General features: G+C 57.6%; 10 protein-coding genes and 1 pseudogene. 8 read left to right on the forward strand and 3 right to left on the reverse strand.

Annotated elements, in window-relative coordinates; all coding sequences use genetic code 11:
• Positions 1-110: 110 nt before the first annotated feature.
• Positions 111-1,658, reverse strand: coding sequence for a glutamate--tRNA ligase (gltX, locus tag Poly21_RS02470; protein ID WP_146406794.1), 1,548 nt, complete (start codon positions 1,656-1,658; stop codon positions 111-113).
• A gap of 392 nt (positions 1,659-2,050) precedes the next feature.
• Positions 2,051-2,995 (reverse strand): outer membrane protein assembly factor BamB family protein, encoded by a 945-nt coding sequence (locus tag Poly21_RS02475; RefSeq protein WP_436967486.1) that lies wholly within the window; start codon positions 2,993-2,995, stop codon positions 2,051-2,053.
• Positions 2,996-3,027: 32 nt separating this feature from the next.
• Here Poly21_RS02475 and Poly21_RS02480 point away from each other — a divergent pair, with 32 nt between their 5' ends.
• The 6 genes from Poly21_RS02480 to Poly21_RS02505 all read left to right on the forward strand — a co-directional run bounded on the left by Poly21_RS02480 (position 3,028) and on the right by Poly21_RS02505 (position 10,630).
• Positions 3,028-3,711 carry a TIGR04283 family arsenosugar biosynthesis glycosyltransferase gene (locus tag Poly21_RS02480; RefSeq protein ID WP_146405439.1) on the forward strand — a complete coding sequence of 228 codons (684 nt, stop codon included), beginning with the start codon at positions 3,028-3,030 and terminating at the stop codon, positions 3,709-3,711.
• Positions 3,704-4,066, forward strand: coding sequence for a hypothetical protein (locus tag Poly21_RS02485; RefSeq protein ID WP_302117302.1), 363 nt, complete (start codon positions 3,704-3,706; stop codon positions 4,064-4,066). Before Poly21_RS02480 ends, Poly21_RS02485 begins: the two co-directional genes overlap by 8 nt.
• A 163-nt stretch (positions 4,067-4,229) precedes the next feature.
• Positions 4,230-5,420: a hypothetical protein gene (locus tag Poly21_RS02490; protein WP_302117303.1), complete on the forward strand. Its 1,191-nt coding sequence runs from the start codon at positions 4,230-4,232 to the stop codon at positions 5,418-5,420.
• A gap of 34 nt (positions 5,421-5,454) precedes the next feature.
• Entirely contained in the window at positions 5,455-6,711 is a 1,257-nt protein-coding gene (locus Poly21_RS02495) for a P-loop NTPase (protein WP_146405441.1), read from the forward strand.
• 257 nt (positions 6,712-6,968) lie between these two features.
• Entirely contained in the window at positions 6,969-9,287 is a 2,319-nt protein-coding gene (locus Poly21_RS02500) for a ribonuclease R family protein (protein WP_146405442.1), read from the forward strand.
• Between the two features lie 185 nt (positions 9,288-9,472).
• A complete protein-coding gene (locus Poly21_RS02505; protein WP_302117304.1) occupies positions 9,473-10,630 on the forward strand; it encodes a fused response regulator/phosphatase in 1,158 nt (385 codons plus the stop codon).
• Positions 10,631-10,692: 62 nt separating this feature from the next.
• Here the strand turns inward: Poly21_RS02505 and ftsH are convergent.
• A pseudogene (gene ftsH / locus Poly21_RS02510) lies at positions 10,693-12,555 on the reverse strand (ATP-dependent zinc metalloprotease FtsH); the annotation flags it as partial.
• A gap of 466 nt (positions 12,556-13,021) precedes the next feature.
• Between ftsH and dxr the strand changes: the two are divergent.
• Together dxr and Poly21_RS02520 are read left to right on the forward strand one after the other, a co-directional pair.
• The gene (gene dxr / locus Poly21_RS02515) at positions 13,022-14,308 is read left to right on the forward strand and encodes a 1-deoxy-D-xylulose-5-phosphate reductoisomerase (protein WP_146405444.1); all 1,287 of its coding nucleotides are present in this window, start codon (positions 13,022-13,024) and stop codon (positions 14,306-14,308) included.
• A 60-nt stretch (positions 14,309-14,368) separates the two neighbouring features.
• Positions 14,369-16,486, forward strand: coding sequence for a site-2 protease family protein (locus Poly21_RS02520; RefSeq protein WP_146405445.1), 2,118 nt, complete (start codon positions 14,369-14,371; stop codon positions 16,484-16,486).
• Positions 16,487-16,489 lie beyond the last annotated feature (3 nt).

The following is a 16,489-nucleotide window of genomic DNA, read 5'->3' on the forward strand; positions in this document are numbered from 1 at the left end:
TTTCGCGTCCTGGCGGGAATACCGGAATCAGCGATTTACGCGGCCTCACGCGGCTTGGGACCAATGTCCTGGGCGATTAGACCCGTGGATCGCGGAGCGATCGGCGACAATCACTCTGCGAGCGTTTTGTCGATCCGCTCGAGTGTTCGTTCCTTACCCACAATCGCTAGCGTGTCGAACATGCCGAAACCGCCTGCGGCGCCCGTCGTGGCGACTCTGAGGCCGTGAATGATGTCGCCGAGCCCAATGGATTCGTCTTCACAGAACTGATGGACAGCTGCCTCGGCCGCAGCGGCCGAAAAATCGTCGCACTCTGCCAGTCGGTCGCGGATTTTGCCGAGTAATTCCTTGGCGGCGGCAGGTTTTGAAATGCGTTTTTCAAACGCTTTCGAATTGACCTCGTAATCGTCGACAAAGCAGTAGTCGAAATCGATGATATCGCCAGCCATTTTCAGGCGGTCGCCCGCCGCCATGACGACGCCGGCCAGTCGTTGTCGCGACTCTGCGTTTTCCGGATCCACCCATCCCGCCGCCACTGCAAATGGAAATACGAGTGAAGTGCGTTCCGCAGCAGGTAACGCGGCGAAGGCATCGGCTTGGAATGAGGTTAGCTTTGCTGGGTCAAATGAAGCTGGTGACTTCGTCACGCGAGCCAAAGTGAATAGCTCGATCATCTGTTGACGCGTGAATTTCTCATGCTCGCCGTCGAGGGACCAGCCCAGTAACATCAAGTAGTTCAATAACGCATCGGGCAGAAAGCCGATCTCACGATAAAAATCCACCAGTACGGGGTTAAATGTCTCGTCATCGGTGGTTAACCCACAACGCTTGGCAATGGCCTGCCCTCGAGTCATCAGATTCGCGAAGTCACGGTTCTTTACATATTTGTCGAGCTTGCGTTTGCTCAGCTTCGCTGTCCCGCCCGGCTCGGCGACATAGGGTAAGTGTGCATACTCGGGCAACTCGTATCCAAGTGATTGGGCGATGAAGATCTGCCGCGGCGTGTTGGGTAAATGCTCTGCCGCCCGCACCACATGGGTAATTTTTAGCTCATGATCGTCGACGACGCTCGCGAGGTGATAGAGTGGACTGCCGTCGGCGCGGGCGATCACGTGGTCTTGCTCTGATGCCCACTCGACGACGACTTCACCGCGAATTAAATCCTGAATAACGCACTGACCTTCGCGCGGCATTTTCAGACGCACGACGCCCTCACGTCCCTCCGCCTCGAACTTTTGGGCGGCTTCGTCGTCTGCGGCCATCCAACGCCGGTCATACACGAATGCCCCCCCATTCTGCCGAGCCTCGTCCCGTAGCGTTTGCAACTCGTCGGGCTTGGCGAAATCACGGTAAGCATGCCCGCTCTCGAGCAACTGCGCAATTGCTGTGCGGTACAACTCACCTCGCTGAGACTGGAAGTATGGGCCGTGAGGTCCGCCGACCTCGGGACCCTCATCCCAATCCATGCCCAACCAACGAAAACCATCAAGAATCGGCTGCAGGGCGGCCTCCACGTTGCGTCCGGCATCGGTGTCATCGATCCGCAACACAAATTGACCACCGCTCTGGCGGGCGAGCAGCCAATTAAATAATGCCGTGCGAACCCCGCCAATGTGAAGGTATCCGGTCGGGCTGGGGGCGAATCGTGTGCGAATCATATCAGTCATGAAATTGTGAGCCGACGGCGCTAGCCGCGGGCGGAATCAAAGTGGGAGAGGGGGGAGGATGCCTAGGATGCACAGATTGGCGTTCTCCGGCTAGCGGGCTGTTGAATTTCTAAGCCGATTCGCGAGTTGTGAACTTGCAATTGCTGGAGTGCATATAAGCGCAGCAGCCCATCTGAGCGGGGTGTACCGCGGCGGCTACGACCCTGCCAGGGTGGGCGTGCATTGATTGCATTTGATCCCGGTGGTGTTCGCTACGCCCAAATCACCGGCTAATTCCTGCGGTGCTTTCTGAATCGATGTCGTTTGGGTGAGCTGCACGGCTGATGCCCCAGGCTCGATGCGACCGCCAGTACCCTCGCTAACCGCGACAGTCGGCTGACCACTCAGTCCTGGAGGATTGTGGAATTGGAGACGTTGTTGCCAAAATCGTCGAAGCGATCGAGCGTCCATACGACGCGTTTTGACTCCGGAGCAACTTCAATCAGGATGGGTTGGCCGGGTCCGGCATGGCAGTTGCCAAACACCCAATTGCCGTTGTCGAGCACCTCGACGGTGGTGACCCATGCTAGACGGATGCCGGGCAGATCGTCTTGGTGAATTTCGCGAACGATCTTTTTCGCAGGAGTGACTTCGAGCAAACAATGTCCGTTGCCGCCACCGATCAAAGTGTTACCGTTTTCAAGTCGGGTTGCCGAGAACAAGCTGTTTCCGAACGCGTCAGGACCGTGTCCACCGCGGGCGGATTTGCCAAACATCGGCACTTCGTATTCCCAAACCACCTTGCCGTCGGCGTCATACTCTCTCACCTTGCCGTCTGCTTCGTGCGCGACCAGGTAGTTTCCATTGCCGAGTTTACGAACTAACCGGGTGTCCGAGTGAGTGCTGGGGTGATCGGTGACGAGTGAGATTTCACGACGTAGCTTCCCGCTGCGGTCGACTTCGATAATTCGCGCGGGGCCAGATTCAGCGATCAGGGTGTTGCCGTTGGCGAGACGCTCGAATGCGTGAACCTCTACAGGCTTTCCGGCATTGCCATTTTCGATGCCGCTGTCGTATTGCCAAACGATCGATTTGGATTCTGGATCAATTTCGACGACACGCGTTTTGCCTTGACGGGTGAGGATGTGGCCGTTTTCGAGCATGGCGATATCGTGAATTCCACCCCAGGGCATTTGCCAGGAGATTTCACCATCAGGCTCGACGATCACCAGCCCTTGTTGTCCGTGCAGCAGGACACGGTGGCCGACCGCCTCGTCGGCCGAATAGCAGACGCGGGGGCAAGTCAAGCAGGCGGCGAGTAAACACGATAGGATGACGCGAGAAATCATTGGCATATTGGGCTACGGAGTCGGGAGGTGAAATGGAGAAGTCGGTTTCGATTATCATTCCGACCCTCAACGAGTCGCAGACGATTGAAAACGCGCTTCATGCGGCGCGAGCCTTGGAAGGGCTCGAGATTATTGTTAGCGACGGCGGCAGCGTGGATGACACGGTTGCCCGAGCGCGTCAATTCGCTCAGCGGCATGACGGGGACGTGATTGTAATCCATTCACCTCTCGGTCGTGGACGGCAATTGGCCGCCGGGGCAAGGATTGCTCGCGGGGACGTGCTTCTGTTCTTGCATGCGGACAATCAGCTTCCCGCACATGCGATCAGCCAAATCGCCCAAGCGAGTTGGCCCGTTTGGGGTGGGTTTCGGCAGCGCATCGACCACCCGAGTTGGCGGTTTCGCATTTTGGAGATTGGGAACGCACTCCGCGCGATCGTTTTCGGGCGAGTTTTTGGCGACCAAGCTCTCTATGTTCATCGCAGCCGATACAACGAGGTGGGCGGGTTCGCTGAGGTTGAGCTGATGGAAGATGTGCTGCTATCCTCCCAACTCTTCCGCCATCATCGTCCGCGACTTCTCGCTGGCCCGGTCACCGTGGATCCTCGTCGCTGGCTGCGGCGGGGCGTAGTCCGGCAAACATGGTTGAACTGGCAACTCCAATACGCTTTCGCACGCGGTGCGACCCCCGAAGAACTGCGAAAACGTTATGGCTAAAACACGATCCGCCCAAGAGCCTCGCTCGGCTAGCCAACCGGACAAGCGCAAGGCGAATACGCTTGCCTCGCGAGGACAGCAGCCACTTCGCAAATCGGTGCGCGGCGACCTTCAATCCAAGTGGGTGATCGTGCTTAAGGCAGGGCTCTTTTTGGTTCTCGGTTGTTTATCTGGCGGGCTGCTGCTCAGTACCATCGTCACCCTGCGAAACATGGCGCTGTTGGCGCTCACCATCTGGAGCTTTTGCCGGTGCTACTACTTCGTCTTCTACGTCATCGAGCATTACGTCGACAGTTCCTATCGCTACCGCGGATTGATCGACCTGGTGAAGCATTACTGGAAGCGGTCGACGTAGCCATCGGAGCTTCATGCTCAAAATTGCTTGGTTTCGTCTTGTTGTGAGCAGCGGGTTTTCGCTATCCCGGAAAATCCTCAAGCTCCTTCTGCGGGTACTTCGATGCCATACGCAGGAGGATGAGATCGTCAACTCGATCCGCTCCACAAGCAGGGATGCCACGATGACGCTCGCGTCTGATACTAAAAAAAACTCTCCAAACCGTTTTCGTGCGAACGAGCCCAGCCATGGCGAGCGTTCTGACTCGGAAGCCATGCCACCGACGCTACTTCGTCTACCCCAGCTGAAATCTGCGGTTGCTGAGGAGAAGGAGCGGCCAATTGAGGTTGAGAATGAATGCCAACCGCTACCTAAAGTCAGCTCGAGCGGACCGCGCGGCATTCCCATCGGTGCTCACACCGTCTCGGACCGAGTCGTCGCAGCGGCCACAACTAAGAATCCCGAATCGCCTGCTGGCTCAACGCATCCGCCACGCCCACGCCTAGCTGAGCGGGTTGGTCTGAAAGACTTTAATGCTGCGGCGTGGATCGATCGCATCGCGACTCGCAAAACACTCTCAGCTGCTCTGGTAGTCGTCGCGGGGATCGCAATCTGGGCGCCCCGACCGGGTGAGTTCAATCGCCACACGGGGCCGTCGTCGATGCCCGAATCGCTGGAGGCTGAAGTGGCTGATCCACTGTTGACGTCGACGAGTCAATTCGAGAATGCAGCGCGGACGCCTGCATACGAAACTCCAGAGCATGGTGCGGAGCACGCGTTGCTCTCGAGACGCGCCGAGACAGCCATGGAACGCGAAGGTTCGCAGACAGAGTTTTTAAACAAGACGGCGCAGACCACGCCAGCGCCGGTCGAGCATGTCTCGCATGAAACTTCAGATGATCAGTATCAAAACGCCGGTTACGATATGGATCCGCTGGCTTCCGCAGCGAACGAACAGATCCGCCGCATGGATGCGACCTACGCCGACCTGCCATCGATGCCGGTGGCTGAGACTGCGGCAGCTGAGAGTGCGGACCTAACGCCCGACGTTGAGAATGAGCCCTTGGGTGGGCTTTCAAGTCTCTCGCAAAGCCGCACTCCCAATCCCATCAAGAACTGGGCGGATTATTTGCCCCCGGTGGGAGCAGTGGATTTTGCAGAACGCGGAGAGAGTCACGCAGATGGGCCACCGGTAGAGTTCGCTGCGGGGCAAGCGGGAGTGGTCGCTGGTGGAGCGATGTCTGTTCCAACCACGGACACGCCCATTGCTCCGGACGCTCATTTCGGTCTGCCTGGTAACGATGAGTTGATCGACGCCGATGAGCACATCGCCATGCCTCCAATGGACGCTGTTGATCGAGCTCAGACTCGTTAGATCTATTTTTCAATCGCACTTATCGAGAACGCTCATGTCATCTTCCCACAACTCGTCTCACACCACCGCTACTGAACCGTCCGCAGAGATGGCTGCGCAGATACTCCGCGAACGCATTGGGCAGGAGAACGTTACCCAGTCCAGTGTGTTGGCATCACGGCGGTTGGATGAAGCCTTGTTACGTCTCGAACGGGCGAGCGAGCGAAGTCGCCTCGAGCCCTCCCGTCCTGCTCCGACGCCAGAACCGCCAGCGGAGTTCGAACGGAAGGAACGGGTTGCTCCACTTGAACGGATACCGAACCAGGGACGAGTCGAACCGGCAATCGCTGACTCACACGCACACGCCAGCGAGATGTCTGCCGACGCGATCGAAGCATTGTTCGGTCAGCCCATCGATGTGATGATTCTGTCGACCAAGGCGAAGATTGACGAAGACCGAGTTCTGCAACCAAGCGATACGCGTGAGCCATCGCCGCATCGAGACGAACTGCAATCACCTCCCACAGTTCCGCGACCACCAGAATCCGCTGTGCCGGCACCTGTCGTGACAGCTGCGTCACCACCGCCAGCAAATCCCACGGTTTCTTCTGAGTCGGCCCCGGAGCCCGCCTGTATCACGCCACCGGCAACTGAGTCACCTTGCCAGCGTGAGACTTCGCACGAGTTTGTCGCCGCTTGGCAGGTGGATGAATTGATTGTGCCGAGCACGATTGATGAGCTCTTTCTTGCCGATTCGCTAGCCGAGCAGCTCGCTGTGAGATTGGCCGAAGCTCGCTTGGAAGGGTTACAGACAATCGCCATCACGAGCGCAAATCGCGGCGAAGGACGTTCGACGGTGGCGTTAGGTTTAGCACTCAGCATTGCATTTTCCGGCCTGCGAGTCGCATTGGTCGACGCCGATCGACACGGCGGTCACCTCGCATCTGACTTGCAACTGGATCTGGACCATAGTTGGGTCGAGGCGATGCGTAGTGGTATGCCGCTAGAAGAAATAGCGGTTACGTCGCAGGCCGATGCACTGACGCTACTGCCGCTGCTCGAAACGGAAGAGGGGGCGAACTTTGCCCACGAAGAGTTGGAGATGATGTTGGCTCGGCTTAAGGAGTCGTTCGACATGATCGTCGTTGACTGCGGAGCCTCGGCCATCGATGACATCGTGCTATGCGGAACAGCCTTGATCGTGCGAGACAATCAGCGGACCGCAGCCAGTGAAGTCGAAGGGCTGTCGCGATCACTTCGCAGTCGTGGTGTCCAGGGCGTCGGTGTGATCGAGAATTTCTGCGACGAATGATGTGACGTCGTGTCGCGAGGAGATCGGCTGTTGTTAGCGATCCTGCGGAGCGTAGGCGTCGCGAGCGCCAGCAGAGCCAGTCGAAACCGGAAACGCGGTAGGCCGCGGTGAGCCGGGCACGCAGCCGGCAGGCACCTGATCGCGTCGCCGTCCCGACCGCGCCCGCATCAGGGTGCACACGCACGACAACGCCTGCCAGAGATCCCAGGCTGGGACCACCATTTGTGGGAACGAGATCGGGGAGGTATTCTGTTTCCATGGAAGTATCTCAACATTTGACCGATCGCTTGCTGCGATGGGTCCACGCGGCGGAATACCGCCCCAGCAAACCGAAACAGATCGCAACTCAGTTGCAGCTCGATGGCGATGGATATCGCGAGTTGCGGCGGGTGATCAAGCAGCTTGCCAAAGAAGGTCGGCTGGTTTACGGCGGCAATCACCTGGTCGTGGCTGCCGCGGCGATTGGCGGGCCATCCGATAGTGTGCGTGGCAAATTTCGTCGCGCAATGGGGGGAGGGTTTGGATTTGTTCGCCCCTCAAGCGGCGGTGGCGGTGCTGATGATGATCGGCCCGATGACATCTTCGTCCCCCCCGGGGCGACCGGCGGTGCGATGGATGGGGACCTCGTCGAAGTTGAAATCAGTCCGAGCCGGCGCGGTGGCATTGAGGGTGTCGTGATTAACGTCGTGCAGCGCGAGCGACGGCAATTCACAGGCACATTCTATAGCCAAGCGGTTCCCTTGGATTCAGCCGAGTCATCGGAGCGAGGTGCTCATTTGCACGAGATCGATGGACCTGTCGTCTATCTCGATGGCGTGCATTTCAGTGCTCCCGTCAGCGTCGGAGATGTCCGCGGCCTACCACTTGTCGATGATGACAAGGTTTTTGTCGAAATCGTTGAGTTCCCCGGTGACGACGGCGGGGGCGGGGAGGCCGTGATTCTGGAGCGGCTCGGCAGCAACAAAAATCCGGCGATCGATACCCTGACGGTGATGCGGCAGTACGCTCTGCCCGATGAATTCCCGCAGCGAGTACTCACGGAGGCTCGCCAACGTGCCGATGAATTCGACGAGGATTCGCTGCCGGACGATCGCACAGATTTGACCGATCTGTTGACGATTACAATTGATCCATTTGACGCTCGCGATTTTGATGATGCCATCTCGCTGCAGCGAGAGGACGGTCGGTGGCGCCTGTGGGTTCATATCGCCGATGTCAGTCACTTTGTTCAACTGGGTGGGGCTATCGACGAGGAAGCTCGGCAGCGGGGTACGAGCGTGTATCTGCCTGACCGTGTCATTCCCATGATCCCGGAGATCATCAGCAACCATCTCGCATCGCTGCAGCCCGAACGACGGCGTCTCGTCAAAACGGTCGAGATCGAGATGACGGACGATCTAACGGTCACGCATAGCGAGGTGCACAACGCGGTCATTCATAGTGACAAGCGGTTCAACTACGAACAGATCGACCAGTATCTCGCGGCCCCTGCGGCGTTTCGGGAATCGTGGGGCAGCGAAATTTGTGACCTGCTCGACGACATGCATACCCTGGCGATGAAGATGCGCAAGCGGCGGTTCCGAGCCGGTTCCCTGTCGATGGACCTACCCGATATCAAACTTGATCTTGATCGCAGCGGCAAAGTGAAAGGCGCGTTCCTGGTAGAAAATACCGAGAGCCATCAAATCATCGAAGAGTTCATGTTGGCAGGTAATCAAGCCGTCGCGACCTGGCTCGATGACCTGGAGTTGAATTTTCTGCACCGAATCCACGAGCCACCGGAACGACGTAAACTCCGCAGTCTATCCGCCTTTGTCGGCGATCTGGGATTGGGGATCGACAATGTTGAGAGCCGCTTTGAAATTCAAGCTGTGCTCGATAAGGTCGCGGGCACTCCCTTAGAGAACGCCGTCAATTTCGCGGTTCTCAAGAGTATGAACAAAGCTGTCTACGGACCGCACCGCGAGGGTCACTACGCGCTCGATATGGAACACTACTGTCATTTCACCAGCCCGATCCGCAGGTATCCGGATCTAACGGTGCATCGACTGGTTCAGAAGCTGATCGAGAAAAAGTCCACACCTGACGACTCGTTTGCCGAATTGGTCAAACTCGGCCACGAGTGCAGCGACGCTGAACGCAATGCCGCCGCCGCTGAACGAGAGTTGATCCAGCTTAAACTGCTTCATTTTCTCAAGAAGAAAGTGGGGGAGACACTCGACGCTGTCGTCAGCCGCGTGTTCGCCGACGGGTTGCATGCGCGGTGCATTAAGTTGCCTGTCGACGGGTTTATTCCGGTCACTACACTACCGAGCGATCAATATCGCTTTGAACGCCGTGGACAAATGCTAATCGGCTTTAAAGACGGAAATCGATTCCGGTTGGGAGACCTATTAACGGTGCGGATCGACAAGGTGGATCTACAGGATCGTCAGCTGTATTTGACGGTGGTCAGGAACCGATCAACTCGACCGAACGAGCATGACGCTGCAACGGGTGGCGGCAAGGCGAAATCGAAGTACAAATCCAAGCGGCGAACCGACCGTCGAGGCCGCAAGAAAAAACGCGGACGTTGAACAGAGTCGGCTGGAAAGGCTTGTCAAATAGACCACCTAGAAGGTACAATGGAGGGCCTAGTGAAACTGGGCTGCGCGACACATTGCGTCTTCCAATGCACTCATCTAACCGTCGCCCTGCTGTCGTGCACTTGATCAAGATATGGAGATTTGATCGGCGCGAGTAACCGTGTCGAGTCTCCCGATTGAATCACGCTCTGCCCATTGTCATCCTGCTGGTCGAAGACAGCCCGACCGCTCGATTTCACGTGCAGGTTTGCTTAAAGAAGGGCCTGCAAAATAGCTATTCGTTATTGCAGGCAGAGAATCTGGCGGTTGCAATCTCCACCCTGCGGAAGAATTCAGTAGATATCGTGCTGCTGGATTTAAATCTCCCCGACAGCAATGGCCTGGATACCTTTCGGCGGCTCGCCCACATCAGCGCTGGCGCCGCAATCGTGATCATCAGCGGTGATACCGACGAGCAGATGGCAGTCAACGCGGTCCGACTCGGTGCACAAGATTATATTGTCAAAGGGGCAGGCTTCACGGCCGAGGTCTTGGGCAGGACGGTGCACTTTGCTATCGAGCGAAATGCTCGGCATCTGCTCGAAAAGGAACTCGCCAGTGTCCGGCTGGACCTCGAGATCGCCGACACGATCCAACAGCGATTGTATCCGCGCAGCGAGTCGAAATTTCCCAATGTTAGCTTGGCGGGACGGTGCTCTTCGGCAACGCACAACTGTGGTGACTATTACGACTACATTACCCGCCCCGATGGATCGCTCTTGGTCGTCATTGGTGACGTCAGCGGCCACGGGATTGGACCGGCGATGATGATGGTCGAGACCCGCGCATTTCTCCGCGCTCTGGCCTCATCGTCGATGCCGCTCGGCGAGATTTTGACGCATATCAATCGGTTGATTGCTGACGATATGCAGCAGCAATTGTTTGTGACCCTGTTTGTCGCGAGCCTGGATGCCAGCGGGCAGCAACTGAGCTACAGCAGTGCCGGGCACCCGGGGTACCTTGTCAAGCCGGACGGGCGTGTGGTGACACTGCAAACTGACAACACGCCGCTGGGAATCTCTCCATTGGAAACCTACCCGACCGCGTCCGTCTCGGAATTTGCGCCTGGTGACCTATTAGCACTGTTTACCGATGGAATTTCCGAGGCGACTCACGACCACCAGGATTTCCTTGGCGAGCAACGGGTGCTCGATGAGGTCGTGTCAGGACGTGAGCTTCCCGCACCTGCGATACTGGAGTCCATGTTCACGCTCGCCGAACGGTTCAACGGCACCGCGACCCAGCAAGATGATCGCACCGCGGTAGTTGTCAAGACTGCGGCGAAGCCCATCTAAGCAGCTATCGACATTGCATGCCTTTGGCCCAACTCAATAAGCCGGCGGAGTCTGGCTTCCTATTACGTCTCGAGGATGCTCGATTGGGATTGACCAGCATCGTCATTTTCTCGCGGCACGATTTTGGCTTTGGGTTTGGCGTTGACGGTTCCCGGGACAAGCCAGGGGCCCTTGCTATGTTCACGGATCAATCGCATCAACTCTGTGCTGTCGATTGCCTCGACTTCGAGTAGACGCTGGGTGACCGCTTCGAGCACCTCCCGGCGTTGTTGGAGAATGTCACGGGTCTGCAGCAACATGTCCTCGACAATCCGCGAGACCTCTTTGTCGATCAATTTCGCCATCTCTTCGCTGTGGACGACTTGGTAATCACCCATTCCGCCGCCACTTAAGAAGGGCGAGCGGGTGCTCCGCCGCAGGTTGACCCGTCCGATGCGGCTCATGCCATAATCCATCACCATGCTGCGGGCAACCTCGGTGCAGCGTTCAAGGTCGTTTTGTGCTCCCGTGCTGATGTCTTGAAAAACCATTTCCTCGGCGAGCGTGCCTGCCAGCATTACTTTCATTTGGCTCTCAAGCTCGCTCTTGGTCATCAGGAACCGTTCCGATTCGGGACGCTGCATCATGTATCCCAGGGCCGCGAGGCCGCGGGGGATGATGCTCACTTTGTGCACCGGATCGGTATTGGGCAGAGCGGCGGCAACGAGTGCGTGCGCGGACTCGTGGTACGCGACACGGATTTTTTCATCCTCATTCATGACTCGATTCTTCTTCTCGAGTCCGGCTGTGACACGTTCGACGGCATCATTGAATTCGTCCATCCCGACCGATGGACGTTCGTTTCTGGCCGCCAGCAGAGCTGCTTCGTTGACGAGATTGGATAGATCTGCGCCTACAAATCCGCTGGTGATCGAAGCAATCCGGCGCAGGTCAACATCTTCGTCGAGTTTGACGTTCTTGACGTGGACCGACAGGATATGCTCGCGGCCCGCCACATCGGGGCGATCAACGAGTACGTGGCGGTCAAAACGTCCCGGCCGCAGGAGGGCTGGATCCAGGGTTTCTGGACGGTTCGTCGCCGCGATGACGATAACCCCAGAATTCGCACCGAAGCCGTCCATCTCGACGAGCAGCGCGTTAAGCGTCTGCTCTCGCTCATCATGTCCACCCACTGCGTTACCACTGCGGCTCTTGCCGAGAGCATCGAGCTCGTCGATGAAGATAATGCAGGGCGCACGATTGGTGGCTTGGGTAAACATGTCGCGTACGCGGGCAGCACCCACGCCGACGAACATTTCGACAAAGTCACTGCCTGAGAGGCTAAAGAAGGGCACACCCGCCTCCCCTGCGATCGCCCGCGCCAGCAGCGTTTTCCCGGTTCCGGGCGGGCCTACCAACAACACGCCCTTGGGAATGCGGCCGCCCAATGATTGATATTTTTCGCTGTTTCGCAAGAAATCAACCACCTCGCGAACTTCGTCAACGGCTTCATCGATGCCAGCGGCGTCTTCGAACGTCGTCGGGAGATCTTCTTCACTGTAAAGCTTGCCCCGACTTCGTGAGAACGACATCGGGGAACCAACTCCCCCCATTCGCCGCAACATCACGATTCCCAGGGCAACGAGCACACCGATCATCAGTAGCTCGGGCCAGTGATTTTCGAAAAAACGACTGGGGCGATCGTAGTCCCAGTTCACTCCTGAGCGATCCAGCATCGTGATCAGCTCCGCTCCGAGCGCATCATTCGGGTAACCTCGGATGGTCAGGAACTCGACCTGCGTCGGTGTGACCCTGGCGTCACTTTCTCGCCCTGTCAGCACACGATATTTGATCTGTCCAGTGATGCTGTCATCAGCGACGAGAATATCAGTCGGATTACTGTATTCGTAGGATTTTCCCTCACTTCCGGGGACGACAATTTTGGCGGTTTCTGTTTTGGCTGTGTTCGAGCTCCGTGAAGGCGAATCCAGGAACGTCGGGTCGGCAGCGTTGGATGCATCGTCCCGGAGAATCACGGTTTCGCCGGGATCGGTACCCACTTCGTCGATTTCAACCGCGGATTGCGAACTCTCCGCGTCAGCGGCTACTTCGCTCAGCGTCGCAGTCTGACTCAACAGTTCGATCAAATGGGGATATGGCAGTCGCTTTTGGGTGTCGGAGACTAAAAAGGCACTCACCAACACGGCACCGGCGATCACGATCAGGACAAACCAAATGTTGCCGCTGCCGCGATGCTCGGATGATCCACGGGACGATTTGGGTTGTTCGCTCATTACAAAAAGGTTTATGGGGAAGGGCGAAAGTTGCGGATCTCCGGATTGTGGTTACCGCTCGGCTCGTACATGATACGCCCCATCCCAGGATTTTGTTAGGAACAATTAAGGCAGAAATATGCACAACGGACGCCGGATCGCGATTCTCGGTGCGACTGGTAGTATCGGTGTGGCAACGCTCGATGTGGTTGCGCAGCTCGGCCAGAGGTTTCCTGCAGACGATTGGCGGGTAAGTGCGATTTCTGGCCACCGCCAGATCGACGAACTCATCAAGGCGGCCCATGCGGCCCAGCCGGTGCCGGATTTGATCGTCGTTTCGGACGCGGATGGTGCTGATCAAGCGCGTGCTCGGATGGCCCAGTACGGACTCCAACGCCAATGCCGGCTGGACGTGGGGCCGGAGGCGCTCGTGCGAGCGGCCACCGACGAGGCTGTCGATACGGTTGTCGCGGCGATTGTGGGACGGGCGGGCCTGGAGTCCACGCTCGCGGCTGTCGAGGCGGGTAAGCGGGTAGGATTGGCAAACAAGGAAACGCTGGTCATCGCGGGACCTGTGGTGACCGCAGCGGCCGCGCGCAGCGGTGCGGAATTGCTGCCCATCGATAGTGAACACTCAGCAATTTACCAATGTCTTGCGGAAGCCCGCTGTTTGAATTCCCATGCGACGCATCCGTCGGCGGCAGACGGCGAAACCCGCTGCTCTGGTACGGCGGGCGTGGATTCGACCCCAGCGAAATTGCCGGGGGTTCGCCGGTTAATTTTGACTGCCAGCGGCGGGCCATTTCGCGATTGCTCGGTCGCGGAGATGGAAAATGCAACCCCGGCGGCTGCTCTCAAACATCCCACCTGGGACATGGGCCAGAAAATCACCATCGACTCGGCGACGATGATGAATAAGGCCCTGGAAATTATCGAAGCGAAATGGCTGTTTGATGTGCCCGCAGATCGAATCGAGGTCGTGATCCACCCGCAATCGATCATCCATTCGCTGGTCGAATTCGAGGATGGCAGCGTGGTCGCCCAGCTCAGCCCACCGGATATGCGGCTGCCAATTCAGTATGCTTTGACGTATCCCAGTCGGCTGCCCTGCCCTGCTCCGGCACTGGATCGCCAGCAGACCTGGGACATGAGTTTGATTCCCGTGGATGCGGATCGGTTCCCCGCACTCGAGCTGGGATTTGAGGTTGCTCGGGTGGGCGGCACTGCCGGAGTAGTGCTCAATGGAGCCAATGAGGTGGCGGTTCCTCTATTCTTGAGCGGCAAAATTCGCTTTACTGACATCGCTCGGTTGTGCAAACAAACGCTCGAGGACCACAACCACGAGTCCGCCCCCAGTCTCCAACGACTGCTACAGCTCGATGAGTGGGCGCGCCTCCGGGCCCAAAAAATCGCTGAAACCATATAGCTTTTCTCGCCGTATTCCAGTTTCGCTTCCCTTTCGCTTGCTCCATTTTTATCTGAATTCATGTCACTGTTTGACTGCATGCACGTCGCCTCGCTCTTAGCCGCGACGGACGACCCCGGTTATTTCGCTTCGTTGTTAAGCGGAACATGGTTGTGGGCCAAAGTGCTTTTGGGGATCGGCCTGGTCGTTTTCGTCCATGAACTTGGGCATTTTTTGGCGGCGAAGCTGTTCGGCGTCAAATGCGAAAAGTTTTACGTCGGGTTTGACGTGCCGCTGCAGATCGGTCCGATCAAATTCCCGCGGACACTTGGTAAATTCACCTACGGCGAGACCGAGTACGGCATCGGCATCATCCCGCTGGGCGGCTATGTCAAAATGCTCGGCCAGGACGACGACCCACGCAAAGCAGAAGAGGAGGCGCGTCGAATCCGCGAAGAGGGTGCCGACGGCGAACCCGCCAAACTCGATCCCCGCTCCTACCCAGCGAAATCTGTTTGGCAGCGGATGATCATCATCAGTGCCGGCGTTGTCATGAACGTGATTACGGGAATCCTATTCGCCGCCGTTGCATACTTTTACGGTGTGCCCTACACACCTGCTATGGTCGGTGGCGTGACGCCTGGCGGTGCGGCTTGGGCGGCTGGGGTCCAGCCCGGTGGACTGGTTACCTCGGTGGCGGGAGGCGAAGACGATAACCAGATGCATTTCAGCAAAATGCAGCAGGAAATCATGCTCGGGGGCATGGACCACCCCGACCAAGCTGTCGATGTGCACGTCGCCTATGGGAGCGACTCGCGAGAATACGCCCTCACCCCACAGCCCCATCCGCTTGAGCCAAGCCTGCGGATGATCGGCATCTACGGTCCTGTCGGGTCAAAGTTGCCCACCAAGTTCTTCGCGACACCGGGGACTTCCGCCGCCAAGGTGCTGACGGAAGAAGATGCCGACGCGGAAGTGGTCAGTTGGGACGGCCATCAGCTCGATGCGGAAGCGCCGATGCCGATCGCACCGCTGCTCAATGAAATCTATAGCGCACCCTCCAAGCCCATCGAGTTGACGCTCGTTCGCGCCGACGGAAACCAGCACAGCGTGACGCTTTCGCCGCAGCGCGAGAAAGAGTTCGGTTTGCGGTTTAAAGTCGGTAAAGTCACCGCGTTGGTCGATGGTGGACCCGCTCAAGCAGCGGGGATGGAGGTTGGCGATGAAATTGTCTCGGTCAACGGTGACGAAGCGATCGATTTGTACTCGCTCGTCCTGCGGTCGTGGCCTGCAGGCGAGGCTGTCGAAGTGACCGTCCGTCGTGGCAAGGATACCGCGGCCGAAACCAAGACGTTGTCAATCACGCCCGTCCAAACGCTGCAAACCTATCCGCCCGTTTCGCAGCTTGGCGAAACCATGGCCAGCACACCGCTCGGATTTGCTTACCACGCCGATACGACTGTCCAGAAAGTCACGTCGCCAAATAGCGATCTGCAGGTAGGCGATGTGGTGAAGGAGGTTCGAATTCGGTTCGCCGATGAGAAAGATAAGACCTCGCTTGTCCAGGCATTTGGTGAGGCGGCGATTGAGCAGCTCCAGGAAGGCTGGGAAATCGGCCCGTCGATGCCGCTGGGCGTACTGATGGAAACGGTGCAGGTTTTGCCCGTTGGTACCGAGGTGCTCGTCAAAGCCACTCGACCTCCCGAGGGTTCTGTGATTGAGTCGACGATGAAGGTTCAGGTTTCTGAGCGAGACTGGTACGAGCGCGGACTGAATTTTGCTGAGGTTTCTCGGATTCAAACCGCCAGCTCAGTCGGCAATGCGATTTCCTTGGGGGTCCGTGAAGGCGTTCGGGGCCTCGAGCAGGTCGGTCGGTTCCTCGGCATGTTGGTGACCGGCAAAGTCCAACCCAAGTTTCTCGGCGGCCCCATTCGGATTGCTCAAATGGCCAGTCACGAAGCAAAACGCGGCATTTCTGCCCAGTTGCTGTTCTTGACCATGCTCAGCATGAACCTGGCGATCTTGAACTTCTTGCCGATTCCAGCGTTGGACGGTGGGCACATGATGTTTTTGATCGCGGAGGCCATTCGTGGCAAGAAGCTCGATGAGGCTCTTGAGATGCGGCTAACTTTCGCTGGCGTTTTAGCGCTGTTGGCTCTGATGATCTTTGTCTTTGCAAACGATATTCTGCATCTGTGATCG

The sequence above is a fragment of the Allorhodopirellula heiligendammensis genome (genome assembly GCF_007860105.1).
Lineage (GTDB): Bacteria > Planctomycetota > Planctomycetia > Pirellulales > Pirellulaceae > Rhodopirellula > Rhodopirellula heiligendammensis.